At 59.1% G+C, this 20,776-nt stretch carries 13 protein-coding genes, 3 tRNA genes and 1 pseudogene; 16 read left to right on the forward strand and 1 reads right to left on the reverse strand.

The features are described from left to right. Positions 1–572 precede the first annotated feature (572 nt). The 7 genes from HMPREF3098_RS01640 to rplA all read left to right on the forward strand — a co-directional run bounded on the left by HMPREF3098_RS01640 (position 573) and on the right by rplA (position 4,567). A tRNA-Thr gene (locus HMPREF3098_RS01640) sits at positions 573–645 on the forward strand. A 75-nt stretch (positions 646–720) separates the two neighbouring features. After that, positions 721–797, forward strand: a tRNA-Met gene (locus tag HMPREF3098_RS01645). A 598-nt stretch (positions 798–1,395) separates the two neighbouring features. Next, positions 1,396–1,468 (forward strand) — tRNA-Trp (locus tag HMPREF3098_RS01650). A 34-nt stretch (positions 1,469–1,502) separates the two neighbouring features. After that, positions 1,503–1,841 (forward strand): preprotein translocase subunit SecE, encoded by a 339-nt coding sequence (secE, locus tag HMPREF3098_RS01655; protein WP_035113581.1) that lies wholly within the window; start codon positions 1,503–1,505, stop codon positions 1,839–1,841. 240 nt (positions 1,842–2,081) lie between these two features. Further along, positions 2,082–3,023 (forward strand): transcription termination/antitermination protein NusG, encoded by a 942-nt coding sequence (gene nusG / locus HMPREF3098_RS01660; protein WP_070433761.1) that lies wholly within the window; start codon positions 2,082–2,084, stop codon positions 3,021–3,023. A 164-nt stretch (positions 3,024–3,187) separates the two neighbouring features. Beyond that, entirely contained in the window at positions 3,188–3,625 is a 438-nt protein-coding gene (gene rplK, locus HMPREF3098_RS01665) for a 50S ribosomal protein L11 (RefSeq protein WP_035113583.1), read from the forward strand. Between the two features lie 231 nt (positions 3,626–3,856). Then, complete coding sequence (rplA, locus tag HMPREF3098_RS01670; protein WP_035113584.1) at positions 3,857–4,567, forward strand: 50S ribosomal protein L1; 711 nt, start codon at positions 3,857–3,859, stop codon at positions 4,565–4,567. A 187-nt stretch (positions 4,568–4,754) separates the two neighbouring features. On the opposite strand, the gene HMPREF3098_RS01675 is transcribed toward rplA, so the two are convergent. Next, positions 4,755–5,801, reverse strand: coding sequence for an esterase/lipase family protein (locus HMPREF3098_RS01675; RefSeq protein ID WP_070433762.1), 1,047 nt, complete (start codon positions 5,799–5,801; stop codon positions 4,755–4,757). A 218-nt stretch (positions 5,802–6,019) separates the two neighbouring features. Here HMPREF3098_RS01675 and HMPREF3098_RS01680 point away from each other — a divergent pair, with 218 nt between their 5' ends. From HMPREF3098_RS01680 to HMPREF3098_RS01720, 9 genes and pseudogenes are all read left to right on the forward strand, one after another. Beyond that, on the forward strand, positions 6,020–7,843 hold the full coding sequence (locus HMPREF3098_RS01680) for a TIGR03773 family transporter-associated surface protein (RefSeq protein WP_070433763.1): 1,824 nt from the start codon (positions 6,020–6,022) through the stop codon (positions 7,841–7,843). Beyond that, positions 7,830–9,467, forward strand: a complete 1,638-nt coding sequence (locus HMPREF3098_RS01685) for an anchored repeat ABC transporter, substrate-binding protein (RefSeq protein ID WP_070433764.1) — start codon at positions 7,830–7,832, stop codon at positions 9,465–9,467. Before HMPREF3098_RS01680 ends, HMPREF3098_RS01685 begins: the two co-directional genes overlap by 14 nt. A gap of 71 nt (positions 9,468–9,538) precedes the next feature. After that, positions 9,539–10,759 carry a choice-of-anchor M domain-containing protein gene (locus tag HMPREF3098_RS01690; RefSeq protein WP_246815805.1) on the forward strand — a complete coding sequence of 407 codons (1,221 nt, stop codon included), beginning with the start codon at positions 9,539–9,541 and terminating at the stop codon, positions 10,757–10,759. Next, complete coding sequence (locus HMPREF3098_RS10860; RefSeq protein WP_083283927.1) at positions 10,752–11,750, forward strand: anchored repeat-type ABC transporter ATP-binding subunit; 999 nt, start codon at positions 10,752–10,754, stop codon at positions 11,748–11,750. Before HMPREF3098_RS01690 ends, HMPREF3098_RS10860 begins: the two co-directional genes overlap by 8 nt. After that, a pseudogene (locus HMPREF3098_RS11760) lies at positions 11,747–12,562 on the forward strand (anchored repeat-type ABC transporter permease subunit); the annotation flags it as partial. The gene HMPREF3098_RS10860 and the pseudogene HMPREF3098_RS11760, both read left to right, overlap by 4 nt. 2,044 nt (positions 12,563–14,606) lie before the next feature. Next, on the forward strand, positions 14,607–15,119 hold the full coding sequence (gene rplJ, locus HMPREF3098_RS01705) for a 50S ribosomal protein L10 (protein ID WP_035113587.1): 513 nt from the start codon (positions 14,607–14,609) through the stop codon (positions 15,117–15,119). A gap of 127 nt (positions 15,120–15,246) precedes the next feature. Further along, positions 15,247–15,633 carry a 50S ribosomal protein L7/L12 gene (gene rplL / locus HMPREF3098_RS01710; protein WP_013889240.1) on the forward strand — a complete coding sequence of 129 codons (387 nt, stop codon included), beginning with the start codon at positions 15,247–15,249 and terminating at the stop codon, positions 15,631–15,633. A 170-nt stretch (positions 15,634–15,803) separates the two neighbouring features. Further along, a complete protein-coding gene (locus tag HMPREF3098_RS01715) occupies positions 15,804–16,787 on the forward strand; it encodes a cell envelope lipid trafficking protein PgfA (RefSeq protein ID WP_070433765.1) in 984 nt (327 codons plus the stop codon). Positions 16,788–17,208: 421 nt separating this feature from the next. Then, positions 17,209–20,721 carry a DNA-directed RNA polymerase subunit beta gene (locus HMPREF3098_RS01720; protein WP_035113589.1) on the forward strand — a complete coding sequence of 1,171 codons (3,513 nt, stop codon included), beginning with the start codon at positions 17,209–17,211 and terminating at the stop codon, positions 20,719–20,721. Positions 20,722–20,776: the final 55 nt, after the last annotated feature.

Raw genomic sequence — 20,776 nt, forward strand, 5'->3', positions numbered from 1 at the left:
TGCGTGGGCGGTGGGGTGTGGACTAGTGCGTGGGTGGTGGGGTGTGAGCTGGTGCGTGGACGGTGGGTACTTCGCTCCTACGTCGCTCGTTACCGGGAGCGTTGGAAGTGCGCCGAGATCGACGAGCTCAGCAGGGGTAAGTAGCTGAAAAGGGGTTCAGCAGCAAAAGCGGGGCTAAGAGGCAAGAAATGTGTTCGGACAGACAGGCTTCTCGCCAGGTCACGCGTCACAAAAACATGATGAGTCGCTAGCCAACAGGACGATTCCCCGCCGTGCTTAGTCTCGGCCTCATTATTCCCCGCCGTGCTTAGCCTCGGCCTCATTATTTTTCGCCGCGCTTAGCCTCAGCCTCACAATTCCCCGTCGGGTTAGCCCTAGCCGGACAGGTTCTAGTCTCGCTTGCTCTTGCCTGCAAAACGTTAATAACGGTGAGTTTGGGAAGCGATTCTGGGTGTCTAGCAGGCGATTTGTTAACTCGTGGCGGTTCTGGTTATGCTAACTCAGGCTTCGAGCGATACAGGCACAGGGTCGATACGGGCATAGTGTGTGGGTCGTTGTAGTAACGAAGTTTTGCCCCCTTAGCTCAGTCGGCAGAGCGTTTCCATGGTAAGGAAAAGGTCGACGGTTCGATTCCGTCAGGGGGCTCTGTCATTTTTCCAGCGTCGCCACGTCAGTGGATAACCCCATAAGGCTGGTGGCCGGTGGTTAGAAAATGACTGTGGCGGTGTAGCTCAGCTGGTTAGAGCGCACGACTCATAATCGTGAGGTCCCGGGATCGAGTCCCGGCACCGCTACCACATGAAAACCCTCCCAGGTTCGCCTGCGGGGGGTTTTCGTGCGTTCGGGTCTTCTCTCCTGGTGCCTCTTGCTGGTGCCTCTTGCTCGCCGCGCGACTTGCCCCTGTGCACTGTGCGCCCCGCCTCTTGCTCGCCCCACACCCTGCCTCTTGCTCGCCCCGCGCCCCGGCCCTTGTGCACCGTACTTTCGGGGTCGGCCATGGCACGGGTGGCGTAGGCCTACTCCCGGCCCTTGTGCACCGTACTTTCGGGGTCGGCCATGGCACGGGTGACGTAGGCCTGCTCCCTGCCCTTCTGCACCGCACACCTCGCCTCTTGCTCGCCGCGCGCCCCTGCCCTTCTGCACCCCACACCCCGCCCTCACTCATCCCGTGCTTCATTGCTATTTGGTGCTGAATCGTGGAGCTGATACACTCGTTCCCTGTTGTGAAACCCAAGGCGATCACAGCGTGGCGTCGAGCCAAAGAATTCTGGTGGCCTGCCAAAGCCAACCAGCAACTGATCGCCAAGTGTGGGTGTGGCAACACCTTGAGGAGACGAAAGTCCGCACATATAGCCGACATCGCGTAGGCTGTTAACGCAGATAATCAATCCGAATAGGGGCGTGGCTCAATTGGCAGAGCAGCGGTCTCCAAAACCGCAGGTTGCAGGTTCGAGTCCTGTCGCCCCTGCATATTTCTTGTAGGACCCTAAGGAGAGTTCCACGTGAGCGACGAGAGTATCAAGACTCCCGCTGCCGGATCCGGCGACGGTGCTGGCCTCCGCCCAACTGGTAAACGCCAAAAAGTCGGCCAGGCCACCACGGCGCGTGCGAACTCCTCCTCCCGAGCCCCAGAGGTCGTTAAGACCCGCAAGAACCCTTTCTCCGCCATCGTTGACTTTTTCCGTGGCGTTGTTCGCGAGATGAGCAAGGTCATCTGGCCTACTGGCAAGGAGATGGTGACGTACACCATCGTTGTGCTGGTCTTTTTGGTTCTGCTTACCGCCTTGGTCGGTGGCGTGGATTACCTCACCAGCCTGCTAATGGGCGCTATCTTCCGTTAAACCTCGCCGACAGCCTAGTTACTAGTGGCTCAGTTTTAGCCACCACGGTTTTCGGTGGCACGCCAGAGTTTCCGCTAGTTGAAATTCTCCGCCCCCGCCGTGCTAGACTGGCATCATCGCAACCGCCTTCACCCCTAGGGAAGGCGGATTTTTAATTGCTGATTGTTAATTGCGGAACGCACCTGAGCGCATCAAACCTGGATCGCAACAGGTCAGCGCCTGCCAAGGAGAGGAATTCAATTGTCCACTGACAAAGACATCACTGCCGAGAGCCTAGCCGCCGCTGCCCAAGAGGACGTGCAGCAGGCTGTCGCCGAGGCTGCCGAGGCTCACCGCACTTCTACTGATTCCGGCGCCCCATCGTCCGCAGCCGACGCCACAGATCAGGCAGACGCCGCAACCGCAGGCGCCGAAAGTGCCGCCACCGACAATGCCGCCACCGACAATGCCGCCACCGAGGGCACGCCCGCGGAAGAAGCAAAGTCCGATTCCGAGCAGGAGCTCGAAGACGCAGCTATGCAGGCCTACAAAACCCGCCTGCGTGAGTTCATGCGTTCCATGAAGAAACTGCCGGGCGAATGGTACATCGTGCAGTGCTACTCCGGTTACGAGAACAAGGTGAAGACCAACCTGGAGATGCGCGCGCAGACCCTTGGTGTGGACGAGCACATCCACGAAGTTGTGGTGCCCATCGAGGAGGTCACCGAGCTGCGCGATGGCAAGCGTAAGCAGGTCAAGCGTAAGTTGCTGCCGGGCTATGTTCTGGTCCGCATGGAACTGGAAGACGCGGCTTGGTCTGTCGTCCGTGATACCCCGGGCGTTACAAGCTTCGTTGGTAACGAGGGCAAGCCAACTCCCGTGAAGATTCGCGAGGTTGCCAAGTTCTTGCTGCCACCGGAGACCGCAAAGCCCGCTGCCGCCGAGGAAGGCGCAGAGCAGGCAGGCGCGGTGGATGTATCCTCCACCGGTGTGGCTACCCCTCCAAAGCCGGCCAGCGAAGCTGTTGTGGTGGATTACGAAGTGGGCGAGTCGGTCACCATCCTTTCCGGCCCATTTGCCTCTGTTTCCGCCACGATCTCCGAGATCGATACCACCGCTAATCGCCTCAAGGCCATGGTGTCCATCTTTGGCCGTGAAACCCCGGTGGAACTGGAATTTGATCAGGTGGAAAAGCTCAACTAAGCTTGACCGGTCCGCTAATGTGTACATTTTCCGGTGGCCGGTCTTAGTTAATCCGGCATCCGGTCGGTAGCTAGCGTGGGCTCACGTTCCAACCGTGGAGTGGTGAGCCTAAACTTTTGCCCTCGCGGACGGCACAGTTACCGATAACAGAAAGAGGTTTCATCATGGCCAAGAAGAAGGTCACGGGTCTCATCAAGCTGCAGATCCAGGCGGGTCAGGCTACTCCTGCTCCTCCAGTTGGTCCTGCTCTGGGTGCTCATGGCGTTAATATCGTCGAGTTCACCAAGGCTTACAACGCTGCCACGGAATCCCAGCGCGGCAACATCGTTCCTGTTGAGATCACGGTCTACGAAGACCGCTCCTTCGACTTCAAGTTGAAGACCCCGCCAGCAGCTAAGCTGCTGCTGAAGGCCGCTGGCCTGCAGAAGGGCTCCGGCGTTCCTCACACTGACAAGGTCGGTTCTGTGACGTGGGAACAGTGCAAGGAGATCGCTGAGACCAAGAAGGAAGACCTCTCCGCTAACGACGTGGAGATGGGCGCACGCATCATCGCCGGTACTGCTCGCTCCATGGGCATCACCGTTGAAGGCGCACCAGCTTAAGGATTTCTTTCTCGACGCCCCTCGCTTTTCACCGCAGCCGAACATGGCTAGGGCCCGGTTCCTGCCGTGGCGGGGGATGGCGAGGGGCGTCAGTAAAAAAATGAGAAAGAGTGGCAGGGCCGAAAGGTTCCCGCTTCGCCCGAGCGCAGTCAGCGTTAGGAATAGAAAGAGTGGCAGGGCCGCTTGCTGGCCCGAGCACCACAACCTCCATCAAAAGATTGGAAGAACATTATGAGCAAGACTTCTAAGGCATTCCGCGCCGCAGCGGAAAAGGTTGACAAGTCCCGCCTGTACAGCCCACTTGAGGCTGCCAAGCTGGTCAAGGAGACCTCCTCCAAGAACTACGACGCAACCGTTGACGTTGCTATCCGCTTGGGTGTTGATCCACGCAAGGCTGACCAGTTGGTTCGTGGCACCGTTTCTCTGCCCAACGGCACCGGTAAGACCGTCCGCGTTGTTGTATTCGCCGAGGGTCCAAACGCCACCGCTGCCGAAGAGGCTGGCGCTGACTTCGTTGGTACCGCTGAACTGATCGAGAAGATCCAGGGTGGCTGGACCGACTTCGACGCCGCCATCGCTACCCCAGACCAGATGGCTAAGGTTGGTCGTGTAGCCCGCGTTTTGGGTCCACGTGGCCTGATGCCAAACCCTAAGACCGGTACCGTTACCCCTGACGTTGCCAAGGCTGTGTCCGAGATCAAGGGCGGTAAGATTTCCTTCCGCGTTGATAAGGCTTCTAACCTGCACGCCATCATCGGTAAGGCTTCTTTCTCTGAGAAGCAGCTGGCTGAGAACTACGGAGCTCTCATCGATGAGCTGCTGCGTATTAAGCCTGCTTCTTCCAAGGGGCGTTACCTGAAGAAGGTCACCTTGTCCTCCACTTCTGGCCCAGGCGTGCCAGTGGACAACACTGTGATCAAGAACTACGCGGAAGAGGCCTAAGGTCTGCCTTCCACGCGATGCCGGTTGGGTTGTAACCCACCTATCGTGATGTGGTTCTAAGTGGCCCGAAGATTCTCGGGCCACGAACGGGAATATTAAAAGCACCGAGATCGGTCCTTGATGAGGATTCTTTCTCGGTGCTTTTGCTATGCGTCCATGTCGCGTGCCGAATGATGGGGCAGGGTTTTTAACGCCTCCGCCGTAGTTGCACCCGTCCCAGACCGGGGATGACTGCGGCCTTGATGGGTGGGTGGTTGCGACGGTAGGTCCCGGGGTCGCCTGGGTCTAGGGCCTCCTGGATGAGGTCCAATACGCCCGGGGAGTACAGGATTGCCAGGTGATCCGAAAAGTCTTTGACATTACCGGTCTGGATCAGAATATTTTTTACGGTCGCGCCCGGGCCCGCCTCGAGCTGCTGGGTTCGCCACGGCGTGACCACCTGATCGAAACGCGAACAGATCATTAGGTAGTCAACCCCGGGCATAGTGTCCCCGTTGCGGTTGAGGTGCTTCATAAATTCAGAACCAATTGTTTGGTCTACTGCCGCTCCGCCCAGCACTTTTTGCGTGAACTTGAGCCGGCCGTTTTTCCCCATGAGTTTTTCCGCCAGAGGCGCAATACCGCTCATGGTGGTGCCGTGGTTAGAACCGCCCAAGCCGATCAGTCGGCGCACCTTGTTCTTAGCTGGATCATCTGCGTTGGCCCCGCCGCTGTCGCTGAGGTACAGCCGGGCTTGAGCTACGCCCTGGGAGTGACCAACTAAATCCACTTGGGGCGCACCCGTATGCTTTAGCACCCGGTCGATGAATTCCGCTACGTCCTTTTGGCCTTCCCGTAGCGGCGCCGATGCATGGACTGCCTTTGCTCTACCTGCCCACGCGGATGTGTCCCGCCCGTAGTTCATGGCAAACACCTTGTGCCCTGCTTCTTGTAGTTGCGGGGCTAACAAGGACCAGGAGTTGTACGCGTTTAACCAGGTGCCGTGGATTAGGACAACGGGAAGTGTTGGCCTTTCTGTTCGGACGCCCTTCTCCCATTCGTCTAACGCCTTTGGGTAGTAATCCTTGGTCTGTTCCCACAGGTTGGTGCCCGCGGGCTGCCATGTGGGGTTTCGTAGGGAACGGAGGAATGCAGTGATGAATGCGTGGCTGGTGCGCACATTGGCATGCAGTTTCGCCGCGTCCTCTCCACTGTGCGTGGTGGGGTGGTTCAAGGTAGTGCCGTTATCGCTCATACCTTTTTACGGTAGTGCAGAGGGAAGATTTTGCGGGGGAAACGGGGGTATCGGTAATAATTGTCATTAATTAACCTACGGTATATCCTCTACTGAAAATGATGCCAAATTGAGGAGTTAGCTTTCAGTGCTGCGGGGTTTGACCACTTGCCCAGCATCGGTGATGTTGACTTCTGTTCATGGCACTGCGATGACGTAAGCCGAAGAGGATTATCTAGATGGCCCAAAAGAGAAAACTGTCCGCCCGCCGCGCTACTCTCGCGACGACATCCGTACTGTGCCTGACTGCCCTTGGAATGGCTGGATCATTCGGTCTAGAGGGTGTGGGACCCGAAGGGTTCGGCCCGGCCACGGCCAATGCACAGGAATCCCCGACCGTATTGAAAAATGGGCACATAGATGCGTTCAACGTGTCCGCCGATGATCAGGGATTGGTTCTGCAACTGAAAGAAGATGCCACGGGCCAGCACGTGAAACGCGAACCCAGCAGTGTGGAACTCTGCGTCACCGAAAAAGCGTGGGAAAAGGGCACGGCTAAGGTGGACTTCATCGGGCAAGGCTCCTATTACCTGCCGCAGGGTTCTGATGGCAGCCAGACGATCTGGCCCGGTTGGGATACCAGCGACGTACGCGGTAGCGGCGCGAAAGCGGTGGACATCCACATTGCCAGCTTGCAAGGGCCCGGCGAAGTGTACCTGTGGCAGAACGCCAACCTCGGTGAACTGAAACCGATGACCGGTAACTATCAAGTACAGTCCGGCGCAAAGATTAGCGTGCCGAGCCCCTCACACGTGCATGCCAACTGGGCTTTTACCAAACCAGGGCGTTACACCATGCAAGTGCAGGCCAAGGCGGATAACGGTGCTACCTCCGCAGCGAAGAACTACTACTGGACCGTGGAAGGCGATGGCGTTTCCTGTGGTGAGGGGATAGGCCAGCATCCAAAGCCACCGTCTAGCGGGGATTCCAATCCAGGCGCTGATGATGTGTCCGGTGGAATCGGAAACAACGGCGGAAGCGGTAACAACCAAAACGGTGGCACTGCAGGTAACGGTGGGTTGAGTGGTAAAACTCCCGGCACGGGGAGCCGCTCCGCATCGTCTGCTGGAGCTTCCACGAATGGCCCAAGCCGTGGGACACCAACCCGGGGCACTTCAACCAAGGGGGGCGGTGGAATTGTCCAAGGTGTGAGTAGCGCGAAGGGTTCGGCACCACAGTGCAAGAAGGGTGAACCTGCCCTGCGCGCGCGAATTAAGGACGATCGTCAGTCCCCACCAACGTGGCGCAGCCCCAGCTCGTTAGTTTTCGGTCTGGGCGGTGCTGCTAAGGCAGAGGTTCCCCAGGCTTTGGGACCGATTAACCGTGGAACCGTATGGATGATTGGGTCCACCCAGCAAAACGATGTGCCGTGGCTGGGTGCAAACACCATGCACCCTGACTTGCTTGCGCAGACAACGGGTGATGTGGCCTTCAGCCTGACTAGCTTCAGTGGCCCAGGCAATATGTTCGTGTACGAACAGGGCAACTTGGGACAGATCGTGGGAACTAAATGGTTCCAAGCATCCGGCGGCCAGGCCAGTGGTTCACACACCGTTCCACGCAACAGCCACGTTCACCCCAACTGGGTTTTCGATAAGCCGGGAACATACAAGGTTGGGATCACCCAGACTGCTGTGCTGAAAACCGGCAAAAAAGTATCCGCACCAGCCGTGTTGACCTTCAATGTCGGCGGGGCAGGCAACGCGAACGCAGGCCACTTCGACTTCGGTGCTGATGTCACCACCAGTGGCAACTGCGATGGTGGAACTGGCGCGGCAGGTGCAGCCGGTGGAATGGGCGGCGCGGGTGCCGACGGTCTAGGGGCAGCTGGATCAGGTGCAGATGGCGCGGGATCGGGTGCGAATTCCCTGGCAAATACCGGTATGACATCGGGTACGTTGTCACTGCTGGTGGTTGGTCTTGGTATCACGGCGCTGGGCGCAGGTATCGTCTACTACCTGCGTTCTAGCCAGGCCATGCTGCGCGTATATGCACGCCGCTAAGTCCACATCCTTACGCGCCTACCGCAGGGCTATAGGCGCTGCGGTGGTAGTCGGGGCCGTGTGGTTGACGTCCGCATGTGCATCCTCGCCGGCGGCTATGGACGGCACAACACGAGGTTCAGCCAGCGGTGCTGGCACGCTGGCCGGAGTGCCTTCACGGGACGACGGGATCGTCGACGTGGTCACCACCACGCCGATAGTGACCGACCTGGCCCGCAATGTCGCGGGCACCCGCGCTCGGGTCACGGGCCTGATCCCGTCAAACGCGGATCCGCATACCCACGAGCTAACGCTGCGCGATGTGCGCAATATTGCCAACGCAGATGTGGCGTTCAGCAACGGTTTGTTGCTTGAACCTCAGCCGGTGCTGCGGGCGCTGCACAAAAGCTCGCTCCCTGGAACCCCAGTGGTCCCCGTTGCGGAAGAAGCAACTACCCGCGGTGCCACCGTCATCCCGTTGGTAGAAAACCTAGCGTTGGATACCGTGTGGTTGGGCTTGCGGTCAATCTCCAACGGTTCGACCGGATCCGATGGGGAAGTCCAGCTGGCCGTCACTAACGTGGAAGGGCCAGGTGACGCGGCCGCGTATGTTACCGGCACGTTCGGCACTCCGGAAATCTTCTTCAACTCCGCCGATGGGTTCAATGCCGCCCGCGGGTACGAGGGGGATTCCACCACGTTGCCCGTGGATGCACATACACACATGAGCTGGGCTTTCAACAAGCCAGGTGTATACCGCGTGCACTTCGAAGCCTCGGCCATCACGGCTGCGGGACAACTCCCACAGCGCGTGGCCGAACAGACTGTGACCTTCGCGGTGGGAGTGCCACCCGAAGAAGCGGCCCGGTCCAGCGTTCCTGCGGGCAAAGAACCCGAGTTCCTGGACCATGGACATGTCGATGTGGCCGTGGGTGTGGATAAAAAGTCAATAAGTCTGCGCGACGATCGAAAGGATACCCCCGCCGATAGAGCAGTGGTGGTAGTGCCAGCAAAGGCGTTGCAGCAGATTCCACCATCACCCGCATTTCGGTTCTTGGGCAACCCAGGATCGGAAACATACATGCTGCCGCAGGCCGTGCTGGGCAAGCACGTGCATGGCGAGTTGGATCCGCACCTGTGGCACAACGTGCGAAACGCAATGGCGATGGTCAAGGTCATCCGCGATGAGCTCATTGCCGTGGACCCAGGCGGAACACGGGAATATCGGCGCAACACCGATGACTACCTAGCTCGCCTGCGCCGGTTAGATCAAGACATGCAACGTGCGGTGGACACTGTGCCCAAACAGCACCGGCACCTGGTGACCGCCCATGACGGATACGCCTATCTGGCGGACGCCTACGGGATGAAGATCGGCGGATTTATTTCCCCCAACCCAGCCGTGGAACCCAGCGCACGCGATGTGATCGCGCTAACCCGCACCTTGGAAGGGCTCAACGTTCCCGCCGTGTTCCTAGAACCGTCCCTGGCTGGGCAGGCGCGGGACCTCCAACAGATTGCGGAGAACCTCGGAGTGCAGGTCTGCACGATCCGTGGCGATGCATTCGACCCACAGGTGGCCAGTTACGAACAGCTCATGCGGGCAAACGCGGACAATTTCACCACCTGTTTGAGTGGCAAGTAACGCGCATACGCCCCAGCTGACGACGTAGCGGGACAAAAACACACACGATGAACGGACACGAAAGAAAAACTATGGTTAACAACTCTGCAGCTGCACGGATGACCCCCACCGCGCGTAAGGTGATCGCGACCGCGGGCTGCCTGGCCCTCGGTTTAAGCAGTGCACTGGGTAGCGCAGCCTCGCCGGCACTCGCGTTGCCACCAGCCACCAGCGCCCCAGGAGCCATGCTGGTGGCGCAGGGCGGAGAGGCGTCGGACCAAAATAGCCACACCGACCCAGCACTGCAACAAACGGTGAAAGACGACGAGCGCTTCGCCCCGCGGGGAGAAAAACATGCGTTCACCAAAGGACACGCGGATTTGGGCGTGCGCCTGGATAGCGAGACCGAGGGCGGGATGACGATGATGCTGCGCGACGATGCGCAGGAACAACCCGTGTGGCGCCACCTTGAGGACGTGGCATTTGTGGTGGGGGATAACTCCAAGCAGCAATTGCCGGACGGTGGGGACTACGACTTCACGGGTGCGCGCGCCGGCCAGCAGGTGTACGTGCTGCCACAGACCGAAAAGCAGGGTGTGCCGTGGCTAGGTTGGAACACGCAATCTCCTGCGCTGGTCAAGGGCGTGAGCCGGGGTGTGACCATGCAGTTGCTGGGCCATCAAGGGCCGGGGCAGTTGACGATGTTCTTGCAATCGGGTGGCTTCGCAAAACCCCAGAAAATTTTCAACACTGCCGAACCTATACCGCAGGGGATGTTCGTGGACCTCAACACGCACGCGCACGCCAACTGGGTTTTCACCGAACCGGGTGTACACCGCGTGGCACTGGGAATTAACGCGAAAACGAGCGATGGCAAGGATGTCTCCGGCACCAAGGTGGTGACATTCGCGGTGGGAGTGGACGCGCAGGAGGCGCTCAGTGCCGGTTGGCAAGGCCAGGTTCCTACGGTGGCCTCTGCCGACGACGCCACGCCGGGCGCTGATTCCAATTCCTCCCAGGGCGGAAACTCTCACTCGGCGGATACCGCAGGGAATTCCGCGGCTGGGGAATCGTCCGAACAGTCCGAAGGTATTGATCCCGTGGTGTGGGTGCTGGTGGGAGTTGGCGGTCTGCTGGCACTCATGGTCATCGGGGGCTTGGTGATGATGCGCGCAGGCCGTTCCGCGCGCCGGGAGGCGGAAAATCAGTTGCGGGAACTGCGTGCGACCCGAGAGGCCCGGGAGGCCCGCGGGCAGTGGGCAGAACGCGGCCGCGAGGGCAATCCTGTCGACGGTGAGGATGACGATGACTAATAACGAAGACGATTCAGGGCATGTCGCCCGTGGCGGGGAGCCTATTCTTCGGATCCGGGACATGGACGTACGCCTAGCGGGGCGCGACGTACTGCACGGGATAAATCTTGAGGTCCGTGGTGGCGAGCTCATGGGATTGCTGGGGCCGAATGGTGCGGGCAAAACCACGTTGCTGCGTGCTGTGTTGGGGTTGATCCCGCGCAAGGCGGGAACAGTCGAGGTTGCAGCGGGTGCACGGGTTGCTGCTCAGGGTGTTGCTCGGGGTGACCACCCTGCTCGAACCAATCACGCTACTCAAACCAACCACGCTGCCTCAGCCGGCCCACCCGCCCAGCCAGCCCTCAACGTTCCGATGCTGTCCGGTCGGGCGGCCCGTGCCCAGATCGGGTACGTGCCCCAGCGCCACGAGTTCGCCTGGGATTACCCCATCAGCGTGTATAACTGCGTGCTCAACGGCCAGACTGGCAAACGCGGGTTGTTCCGCCGCGCCTCCGTCGCCGATCATCGCGCAGCTGCTGAAGCTCTGGATCGGGTGCATCTTGCGGACCTCGCCGATCGTCCGATTGGCCAACTGTCCGGAGGTCAGCGACAGCGCGTGCTGGTCGCCCGCGCACTGGCCACCAAACCCTCACTACTGCTGCTGGATGAACCATTCACCGGAATGGACTTCCCCAGCATCGAGTTGCTCTGCGAGGTGCTTGCACAACTACACCAGGATCAGGGCATGTCCACGTTGATGATCACGCACGATCTGCCTCAGGCCGTCCACATCTGCGACCGCATCACGTTGCTCAACGGCTCCGTGATCGCCACCGGCGCTCCGGTGGAACTGAACGATCCCGAACCATGGACGCGCACCTTCGGCGTGCGATCCGATAGCCCATTGTTGAGCTCCCTGGGGCTGCAGCGTGGCGTCGAGAATAAAGAAACCCCAGGAAACGGTGCGGATGTGCACCCCGCCCACCTCAACTACGAAGGAGCTAAAGCGTGATCTCCCTGACGCAGTTTTTCCAGGACCTGACGAATCCCGCCTTGGCCTTCTTGCCGAAGGCGCTGCTGGTAGCGGTGCTGAGCGCCATGGTGTGCGGCGTGGTCGGCGCACACGTGGTTCTGCGCGGGATGGCTTTCATCGGCGATGCTGTCGCGCACGCCGTTTTCCCCGGTTTGGCCATCGCCTTTGCCTTGCAGGCCTCCGTGGTTGTGGGCGGGGCAGTGGCGGGCATTGTTGTGGCGGTGCTCATCGCCGTGTTCTCGCAGCGCCGTCGCATCAAAGAGGACACGATCATCGGTATTTTCTTCGCGGCCGCGTTCGCTGCCGGCCTGGTGGTGATTTCGAAGGTGCAGGGTTATACCGCGTCGCTCACGAGTTTCCTGTTCGGTTCCATCACGGGTGTCGCTACGGAGGACATCGTTATGGTCGCCGTCGTGGGCGCAGCGGTTTTGGTGTTGCTCACGGTGTTCCATAATCAGCTGATCGCGGTCAGCTTGGATCGCGAAACGGCCGCTGCCCAGAATATTCGTGTTTTTGCGTTCGACCTGCTGTTGTACTTGGCGGTCACCGCGGCTGTGGTGATGTCCGTCCGTACCGTGGGCAATATTTTGGTTCTGGCGCTGCTCGTCACTCCCGCTGCTACCGCGCGGCTAGTCACTGATCGCTTGCCCGTAATGATGGTGCTTTCTGCCGCGATTGGTGCTGTGGCCTCTGTGGTGGGCGTGTACCTGTCGTGGGCTTGGGATATCCCCACCGGGGCGACGATTGTTCTGGTTGTCACGGCTTGTTTTTTGCTGGCTTTTTTTGGGTCGTCGGTGCGTTCTTTATTTTCGACGCCACGCGCTGCCCGACCTCGCCAGAAAACGCTACGCACGCGGGTGGCCGGTAGCGTTGCCGCAGTGATGCTGCTTGCCGGTGGGGCATTCATTGGTCCGGTTGTCCTGGGTTCACCGAGTGGGAGGGATGCGGGGGAAGCAGGGGATGCCCAAACTGTTCGGGAGGGGCGGAGTGCGCTGAGTATTGTCGCGCCGGTTGCAAGCGCGCAACCGAATTCCGACTCGGATGTTGGGATGGGGGATCCAACGGACGGGATGAGCGCGGACAGCGCGGATGCTGAGAATGCTGACGGCACCGGAAATAGTGGATCCGGAAACGGTGGCGAAAGTAACGACGGCGCTGGTACCAATGGTCGCGCTGAAGAGGGAGATCGTGGGGAGGGTAACTCCACAAACAATGGCGATGACTCGCGATCCGAGGGATTGACTCGTGATGATGAAACCCTCGTCGAGGGCTTGATCCGCGTGTTTAAGAAGCTGAATGTGGATGTGCTTCGTCTAGCTCAGTATCTACCGGCGGTGGTGAAGAACATCATTGCGCTGACTGAGAGCCTGCGCGGGGACGACCACACCGATGCGCGGCGCAACGACGGTGATAACCGGGGCGATTCTGCTGCGGATGCTGCCAAGGACAAAGAACGAAAGAAACAAGCTGATCGTGTGGCCGGTGCGATCATTGACCGGACCAAGAATCCGGATGCTCACGTTAATGGTGGAACTACCGGGGGCGGGGATGGCGCTGAAGGTGAGAAGAAAGCAGCCGGTGGTAATACCGGTGGCGACAACTCGAACGGTGCTGCTGCGGGCGACCTGAATGGTGGTGGTGCAGTTGATACTGGTGGCGACATTGGAGGTGGCAATGCCGTGGGTGGCGGCGCTGGTGATGCAGGCGTTGGTGAGGACGGTGCGAACGGCGCCGATGATCTCCTTGAAATGGCGGCTGAGGACGTGCTGGCGGGGGACGGCGCCGAGGGAACAGGAGACCAAGCCGGTGGCATCAAGGCCCTAGGCTTCAGCGGTAAGCACGGTGAGGGTAAAGGAAACAAGGCAGCAGGCGGTGCAGGCGGCGGCTCAGCGAACGCCGCAAAGCAGGATCAGTCAAAGATCCAACAACTGGCGAGCAGCTTGACTGCCGGTGGGTTCGGTGGCGGATTCACCATGGGTGTGGGACTGATGGCGCTGCTGGGTGGCGGATTGTTCTTCCTTATGGCGGCCCGCAATATGCGTGAGATGAAGCTGGCGATGCTGCAAGCCGACCTAGAACGCGAACTGGCCGAGGAGCGACGCGCGGAAGCGGTGTATGAGAACGAGGACGAGGAGCAAGGCTGGACGTAGGCTGACATGCTGCGTTGAGGTGCAGCTGGCCGAGTGCCTAGTGTGTTTAGTCTGTTTAGTCTGTTTTGTCTGTTTTGTCTGCCGGCGCCTAGCGGGGTGTCCAGGGTGGGGGCCGAGGCAGTGGTTGCGCTGCCGGCCTGATAACTGGTGCGGTTGTCATGCCGGCGCCTAGCGGGGTGTCCAGGGTGGGGGCCGAGGCAGTGGTTGCGCTGCCGTCCTGATAGCTGGTGCAGTTGTCATGCCGGCCCCTAGCGGGATGGAGCCAGCGCTGGTCCAACGCGATTTGGAGCACTGCACCCTGCCGGTGTAATGTCCTCCAAGGAAGTTTGAATCAACGTTCAAGTTTTCACCGAAGACCGTCGGTCATTTCGGCGCCACCGTGCAGTGTGGTTCCCAGGGAATCGCACGAAAGCTGTGGCTAGTCGAGATTGAAGGTTCATCATCTCATGATGACGGCCCACGCAGGTAACACGAGAGACGTTAAGTTGGTTCCCTTGTAATAGCGCTTATACAACGAGCGCGGGCCCGCTACCAAGCGGAAGATCCCAAGGAGAAACCGGACTTAAGCGCCCTGTGCCCCTGCGGGTACGGGGCGCTTAGTCGTTAGTGATGTGTTGCCTTCACCAAGATCGGCGGTGCTACGTACAAAGACGTACACCGCAAACATCAGGAAGGAGGCGAGAGTATGGCTAACCCGAAGAACACCGCTGCACTGGCAGAGCTCAAGGAGCGTTTCGCGAAGGCAGACACCACGTTGCTGACTGAGTACCGTGGCCTGTCCGTTGCAGAGACCACCACGCTGCGTCGTGCACTGGGTGCGGATGTCACCTACTCCGTCGCCAAGAACACCATGATCAAGCTGGCTGCTCGTGAAGCCGGCGTTGAGTTCGATGAGTCCCTGCTGACTGGTCCTACCGCTATCGCATTTGTCCACGGTGAAGCCGTGGACGCTGCGAAGGCCATGAAGGACTTCGGCAAGGATCACAAGAACTTCGTGATCAAGGGTGGCTACATGGACGGTAACGCGCTGTCTGCTGCTCAGGTTGAGGCCTTGGCAGACATGGATAACCGCGAGACCACGCTGGCCAAGCTGGCCGGTGCCATGCAGGGTTCCTTGGCAAAGGCTGCTGGTCTGTTCAACGCTCCTGCATCTCAGGTCGCCCGCTTGGCTGGCGCCCTGCAGGAAAAGAAGGACTAGTAAGCTCCCCGCCACTGCCAACGTGTGCGCAGTGGCACAACAAAACGTTTAAAACCACATCGCCGGCGGCGAAGCCAATCGTGCAAAGTCCGATTGAAAGCCGGCAAACCAATGAAAGGATGCCATCATGGCTAAGTTCACCAACGATGAGCTCATCGAGGCTTTCAAGGAAATGACCCTGATCGAGCTCTCTGAGTTCGTCAAGCTGTTCGAGGAGACCTTCGACGTTTCCGCTGCTGCTCCAGTTGCTGCTGTTGCTGCTGCTCCAGGCGCTGCTGGTGGCGCTGCTGAGGAAGAGAAGGACGAGTTCGACGTCGTTCTCGAGGACGCAGGCGCTAAGAAGATCGGCGTTATTAAGGTTGTCCGCGAGATCGTTTCCGGCCTGGGTCTGAAGGAAGCTAAGGAGCTCGTTGAGGGTGCTCCAAAGGCTATCCTCGAGGGCGCTTCCAAGGACGACGCTGAGGCTGCTAAGACCAAGCTGGAAGAAGCTGGCGCAAAGGTTTCCCTCAAGTAAATCCTGCTTGAGTAGGAGTGTGCGGACCGGGGGTAGCCCCGAGCCCCTCCCTTACCTTGTGACTCCCCAACGGGTGAGTTCGGTTGTACCGAACCCCGAGGGGAGTTTTCTTTATTGTGATTTCTATCGGATTTTCCCGTTCGCCCCAATAAACCCATACGATAGAGCGCATGACTATGAAAGCTCGGTTACTTGCGGCCTTTACCCTATTTGTCGGTTGTGCTCTTTTCGTGGCCGGCTGGTTGCTGCCCGGGCAGGTCTCCAAGGACAAACCAGTCCCGCTGACCTTGGCGGCCACTACACTCTTTCTCAAAGACCCCGCCGCCACCGTCGGCCCGGGCTTTCAGGCCCCCGACGCCACAAAGTCTGTGACAGCGCCAGTCAATCGACAGTTCAATCTGCTGCTGGGGGAGCCAGCCACGGAGAGCGAGGCGTCGGCCCGAGTGGGAGTTAGTAGTTCGCGCATGGACGTAGCAGACGACCTAGAGAGCTTGCTTAGCGCCGAGGTGTGGAGCTTCACCATGGACCGGCGTACCGGTGAGGCGAAAGGCGATGCCAAGGTGGCAGACACGCCTGCAACTCCGCCGACAGAGTCGCCCATCGAAGGATATTGGGCGAAGTTCCCGCAGGATACGCAGAAGCAAAGTTACCCGTATTTCGATCAGACCCTGCGCAAGGCCATTCCCGCCGAGTTCCAAGGGACAGTCAACCGCACCAATGACCAGGGGCGAGAGACTGAGCTATACGTCTTCCGGCAGACGATTGAACCGACCAATGTAGCCAAGTTATACCCAGGGGTGCGCCACGAGACGACCCTCATGAAAGATGGGAAACAGGTCAAGGGCTACCTGACCCACGGCGGCTGGCGCGAGATCACGGTGGAGCCACGTTCCGGATTGTTGGTGGGCGTGGAAGAGAAGATCGACGACGTCTACCTGACTGATAGGGGAGAAGAGGTTGGCGAGCTGTTGCGGTTCCACGGCAAAACTAATGAACCCGTAGAGCAGGCGATGCTGGCACAAGCGCTCCTGACCAGTGGAAAGCGCGAAACGCAAAAATGGGGAGTTGCGTTGATGGTTGCCGGTGCTATTGTGTCTGCAGCGTCGCTCGTGGTTGTCTTGTGGCCTGGGCGACGGAAGAAGCGGCGGGCGTAGAATAAAATGCTTGCGGGTTGCGTTGGTCGCGCGGAAGACGGTGCTAGCCCGACACGCAATCAAAACCACCCGCGGTGAAATGCTTGACGGGTGGCACGTGGGGGTGTAGGAAATCGCTGGACAAGTGTGTCCATTTCCTATAGGATAATTCGTTGCGCTGGATTTTGTATCCGATGCTCTGTACTGAGTGGGACACGCGATGATTTTTCATCAACTTTGAGGCTTTGCCAAATTTGACACGAAGCGCCTGAACAGGTTGCAAAAAGTCAGTTTGACAAGGTCCGTTAGTCATTCCCTCATTACGGATCCCATTGGGTGCTCTTATCCGCTTAAACGACCATCACAAGACCGTACACAAATGTGGGCGGCTTCCACTACCGCAGCGAACTCCGCCGCGTGGCCCGGAAGTTGATCGCCCGCAGTGCTGGAAGGACCCATCTTGGCAGTCTCCCGCCAGACAAGCACAGTGGCTGGAATTCCTGGAGCTTCGCAGCGTTATTCCTTTGCGAAGATTGATTCTCCAATTGAGGTTCCTGGCCTTCTCGACCTCCAACGAGAGTCCTTCGCTTGGCTCATCGGTTCGCCTGAGTGGCGTGCCCGTGCCCAGGCAGAGGCAGGGGAAGACGTCCGCATCACTAGCGGACTTGAGGACATCCTCGAGGAACTTTCCCCAATTGAAGATTACTCGGAAAACATGAGCCTGACGCTCTCCGAGCCACGCTTTGAAGACGTGAAGAGCACGATTGACGAAGCGAAAGATAAGGACATCAACTACGCGGCGCCACTGTATGTGACCGCCGAATTCACCAATGCGATGTCCGGTGAGATTAAGTCCCAGACCGTCTTCATCGGTGATTTCCCGATGATGACCGACAAGGGCACGTTCATTATTAACGGTACCGAGCGCGTAGTTGTATCCCAGCTCGTTCGTTCTCCTGGTGTTTACTTTGACGCCTCGATCGACGCGTCTACCGAGCGTCCTTTGCACGGTGTGAAGGTCATCCCTTCCCGCGGTGCGTGGTTGGAATTCGACGTGGACAAGCGCGACACCGTTGGTGTACGCATTGACCGCAAGCGCCGTCAGCCGGTCACGGTTTTGCTGAAGGCTCTGGGTCTGACCACCCAGGAGATCACCGACCGGTTCGGTTTCTCCGAGATCATGATGTCCACCCTGGAAAAGGATGGTGTGGACAACACTGACGAGGCTTTGCTGGAGATCTACCGCAAGCAGCGCCCAGGTGAGTCGCCAACTCGCGACTCCGCCCAGGCACTGCTGGAGAATTCCTTCTTCAAGGCAAAGCGTTACGACCTGGCGAAGGTGGGCCGCTACAAGGTCAACCGCAAGCTGGGCCTCGGTGGCGATAACGAGGGCAATATGACCCTCACTGAGGAAGACATCCTCACTACCATTGAGTACTTGGTGCGCCTGCACGCTGGCGAGAAGACCATGACCTCTCCTGAGGGTGTGGAGATCCCCATTGGTACTGACGACATTGACCACTTCGGTAACCGTCGCCTGCGTACCGTCGGTGAGCTGATTCAGAACCAGGTTCGTGTTGGCCTGTCCCGTATGGAGCGCGTTGTTCGTGAGCGCATGACCACGCAGGATGCGGAGTCTATCACTCCTACGTCCCTGATTAATGTGCGCCCAGTCTCCGCTGCGATCCGCGAGTTCTTCGGAACTTCCCAGCTGTCGCAGTTCTTGGATCAGAACAACTCCCTGTCTGGCCTGACCCACAAGCGTCGCTTGTCCGCGCTGGGTCCGGGTGGTTTGTCTCGTGAGCGCGCTGGCCTGGAAGTCCGCGACGTTCACCCATCGCACTATGGTCGTATGTGCCCAATTGAGACACCCGAGGGACCGAACATTGGTCTGATCGGTTCCCTTTCCTCCTACGCTCGGGTGAACCCCTTTGGTTTCATTGAGACGCCATACCGCCGCGTGATTGATGGTCAGATCACCGACGAAGTGCACTACTTCACCGCAGACGAGGAAGATCGCCACGTCATCGCTCAGGCGAACACACCGTTCGACGAGAATCACCGCTTCACCGAGGAAACTATTGAGGTTCGCCTCCGTGGTGGCGATGTGGAGGTCGTCCCCGTCGCCGAGGTGGATTACATGGACGTTTCGCCACGACAGATGGTTTCCGTGGCGACGGCAATGATTCCATTCCTCGAGCACGACGACGCTAACCGTGCATTGATGGGTGCGAACATGCAGCGCCAGGCTGTTCCGCTGTTGCGCTCCGAGGCTCCTTTTGTGGGCACCGGTATGGAGCTGCGCGCGGCGTACGACGCCGGCGATATGATCATCGCGCCGAAGGCCGGTGTAGTGGAGTACGTTTCCGCTGACTACATCACCGTGATGGATGATGAGGGTATCCGCGATACCTTCATGCTCCGTAAGTTCGAGCGCACGAACCAGGGCACGAGCTACAACCAGAAGCCACTGGTTAATGAGGGCGATCGCGTGGAGGCCGGCCAGGTGCTGGCAGATGGCCCAGGCACTGCCGAAGGCGAGATGGCTCTGGGTAAGAACCTACTGGTGGCATTCATGCCATGGGAGGGTCACAACTACGAGGACGCCATCATCTTGAACCAGCGCATGGTTGAGGAAGATGTCCTAACGTCCATCCACATCGAAGAGCACGAGATCGATGCTCGCGATACCAAGTTGGGACCAGAGGAAATCACTCGCGATATTCCTAATGTGGGCGAGGACGTGTTGGCCGATCTCGACGAACGTGGCATCATCCGCATCGGCGCCGATGTTCGTGATGGTGACATCTTGGTGGGTAAGGTCACCCCGAAGGGTGAGACTGAGCTGACCCCGGAAGAGCGCTTGCTACGCGCAATCTTCGGCGAGAAGGCCCGCGAGGTCCGTGATACGTCCATGAAGGTGCCGCACGGTGAAACCGGTAAGGTTATCGGCGTCCGTGTCTTCTCACGTGAAGACGATGACGATTTGGCTCCGGGCGTGAATGAGATGGTCCGGGTGTACGTCGCCCAGAAGCGTAAGATCCAGGACGGCGATAAGTTGGCCGGACGTCACGGTAATAAGGGTGTTGTGGGCAAGATTCTGCCTGCTGAGGACATGCCTTTCCTGCCGGATGGCACGCCAATCGACATTATCTTGAATACCCACGGTGTGCCTCGTCGTATGAACATCGGTCAGGTGCTGGAAGTGCACCTGGGCTGGCTGGCGAAGGCCGGTTGGAAGGTCGACACGGACTCGCAGGATCCAAAGATCCAGAAGATGCTGGAGACCCTGCCATCCGAGCTGTACGACGTCCCATCGGATTCGTTGACCGCAACTCCTGTGTTCGACGGTGCTTCCAACGCGGAACTGTCCGGTCTGCTGCGCTCTTCCCGTCCAAACCGCGACGGCATCCGCCTTGTGGATGACTTCGGCAAGGCACAGCTGATGGACGGTCGCTCTGGCGAGCCATTCCCGTACCCAGTCTCCGTGGGTTACATGTACATGCTGAAGCTGCACCACCTGGTTGACGAGAAGATTCACGCTCGTTCCACCGGTCCTTACTCCATGATTACCCAGCAGCCACTGGGGGGTAAGGCGCAGTTCGGTGGCCAGCGCTTCGGTGAGATGGAGGTGTGGGCAATGCAGGCCTACGGCGCTGCTTACACCCTCCAGGAGCTTCTGACTATTAAGTCCGACGACGTTGTTGGTCGTGTGAAGGTCTACGAGGCCATCGTCAAGGGTGACAACATCCCCGACCCAGGCATCCCGGAGTCCTTCAAGGTGCTGCTCAAGGAGCTGCAGTCCCTCTGCCTGAACGTAGAGGTGCTGGCCGCCGACGGCACCCCAATGGAGCTGTCCTCTGACGATGATGACGAGCTGGAAAACGCAAATGCGGCCCTCGGCATCAACTTGTCTCGTGACGAGCGTCCAGACGCTGACATGGATGTCAGCTAGGGACCTGAAGACCTCAACAAACTGACCTTCGTTCATCATCCAAGGCCCTCCGCAT

Source organism: Corynebacterium sp. HMSC28B08, from assembly GCF_001806865.1.
GTDB classification, from domain to species: Bacteria; Actinomycetota; Actinomycetes; order Mycobacteriales; family Mycobacteriaceae; genus Corynebacterium; species Corynebacterium auriscanis.

Coding starts and splice junctions, on each gene's coding strand:
- rplK (WP_035113583.1), top strand. CDS start 3,188: ATGGCCAAGAAGAAGGTCACGGGTCTCATCAAGCTGCAGATCCAGGCG.
- rplA (WP_035113584.1), top strand. CDS start 3,857: ATGAGCAAGACTTCTAAGGCATTCCGCGCCGCAGCGGAAAAGGTTGAC.
- HMPREF3098_RS01675 (WP_070433762.1), bottom strand. CDS start 5,801: ATGAGCGATAACGGCACTACCTTGAACCACCCCACCACGCACAGTGGA.
- HMPREF3098_RS01680 (WP_070433763.1), top strand. CDS start 6,020: ATGGCCCAAAAGAGAAAACTGTCCGCCCGCCGCGCTACTCTCGCGACG.
- HMPREF3098_RS01685 (WP_070433764.1), top strand. CDS start 7,830: ATGCACGCCGCTAAGTCCACATCCTTACGCGCCTACCGCAGGGCTATA.
- HMPREF3098_RS01690 (WP_246815805.1), top strand. CDS start 9,539: ATGGTTAACAACTCTGCAGCTGCACGGATGACCCCCACCGCGCGTAAG.
- HMPREF3098_RS10860 (WP_083283927.1), top strand. CDS start 10,752: ATGACTAATAACGAAGACGATTCAGGGCATGTCGCCCGTGGCGGGGAG.
- rplJ (WP_035113587.1), top strand. CDS start 14,607: ATGGCTAACCCGAAGAACACCGCTGCACTGGCAGAGCTCAAGGAGCGT.
- rplL (WP_013889240.1), top strand. CDS start 15,247: ATGGCTAAGTTCACCAACGATGAGCTCATCGAGGCTTTCAAGGAAATG.
- HMPREF3098_RS01715 (WP_070433765.1), top strand. CDS start 15,804: ATGACTATGAAAGCTCGGTTACTTGCGGCCTTTACCCTATTTGTCGGT.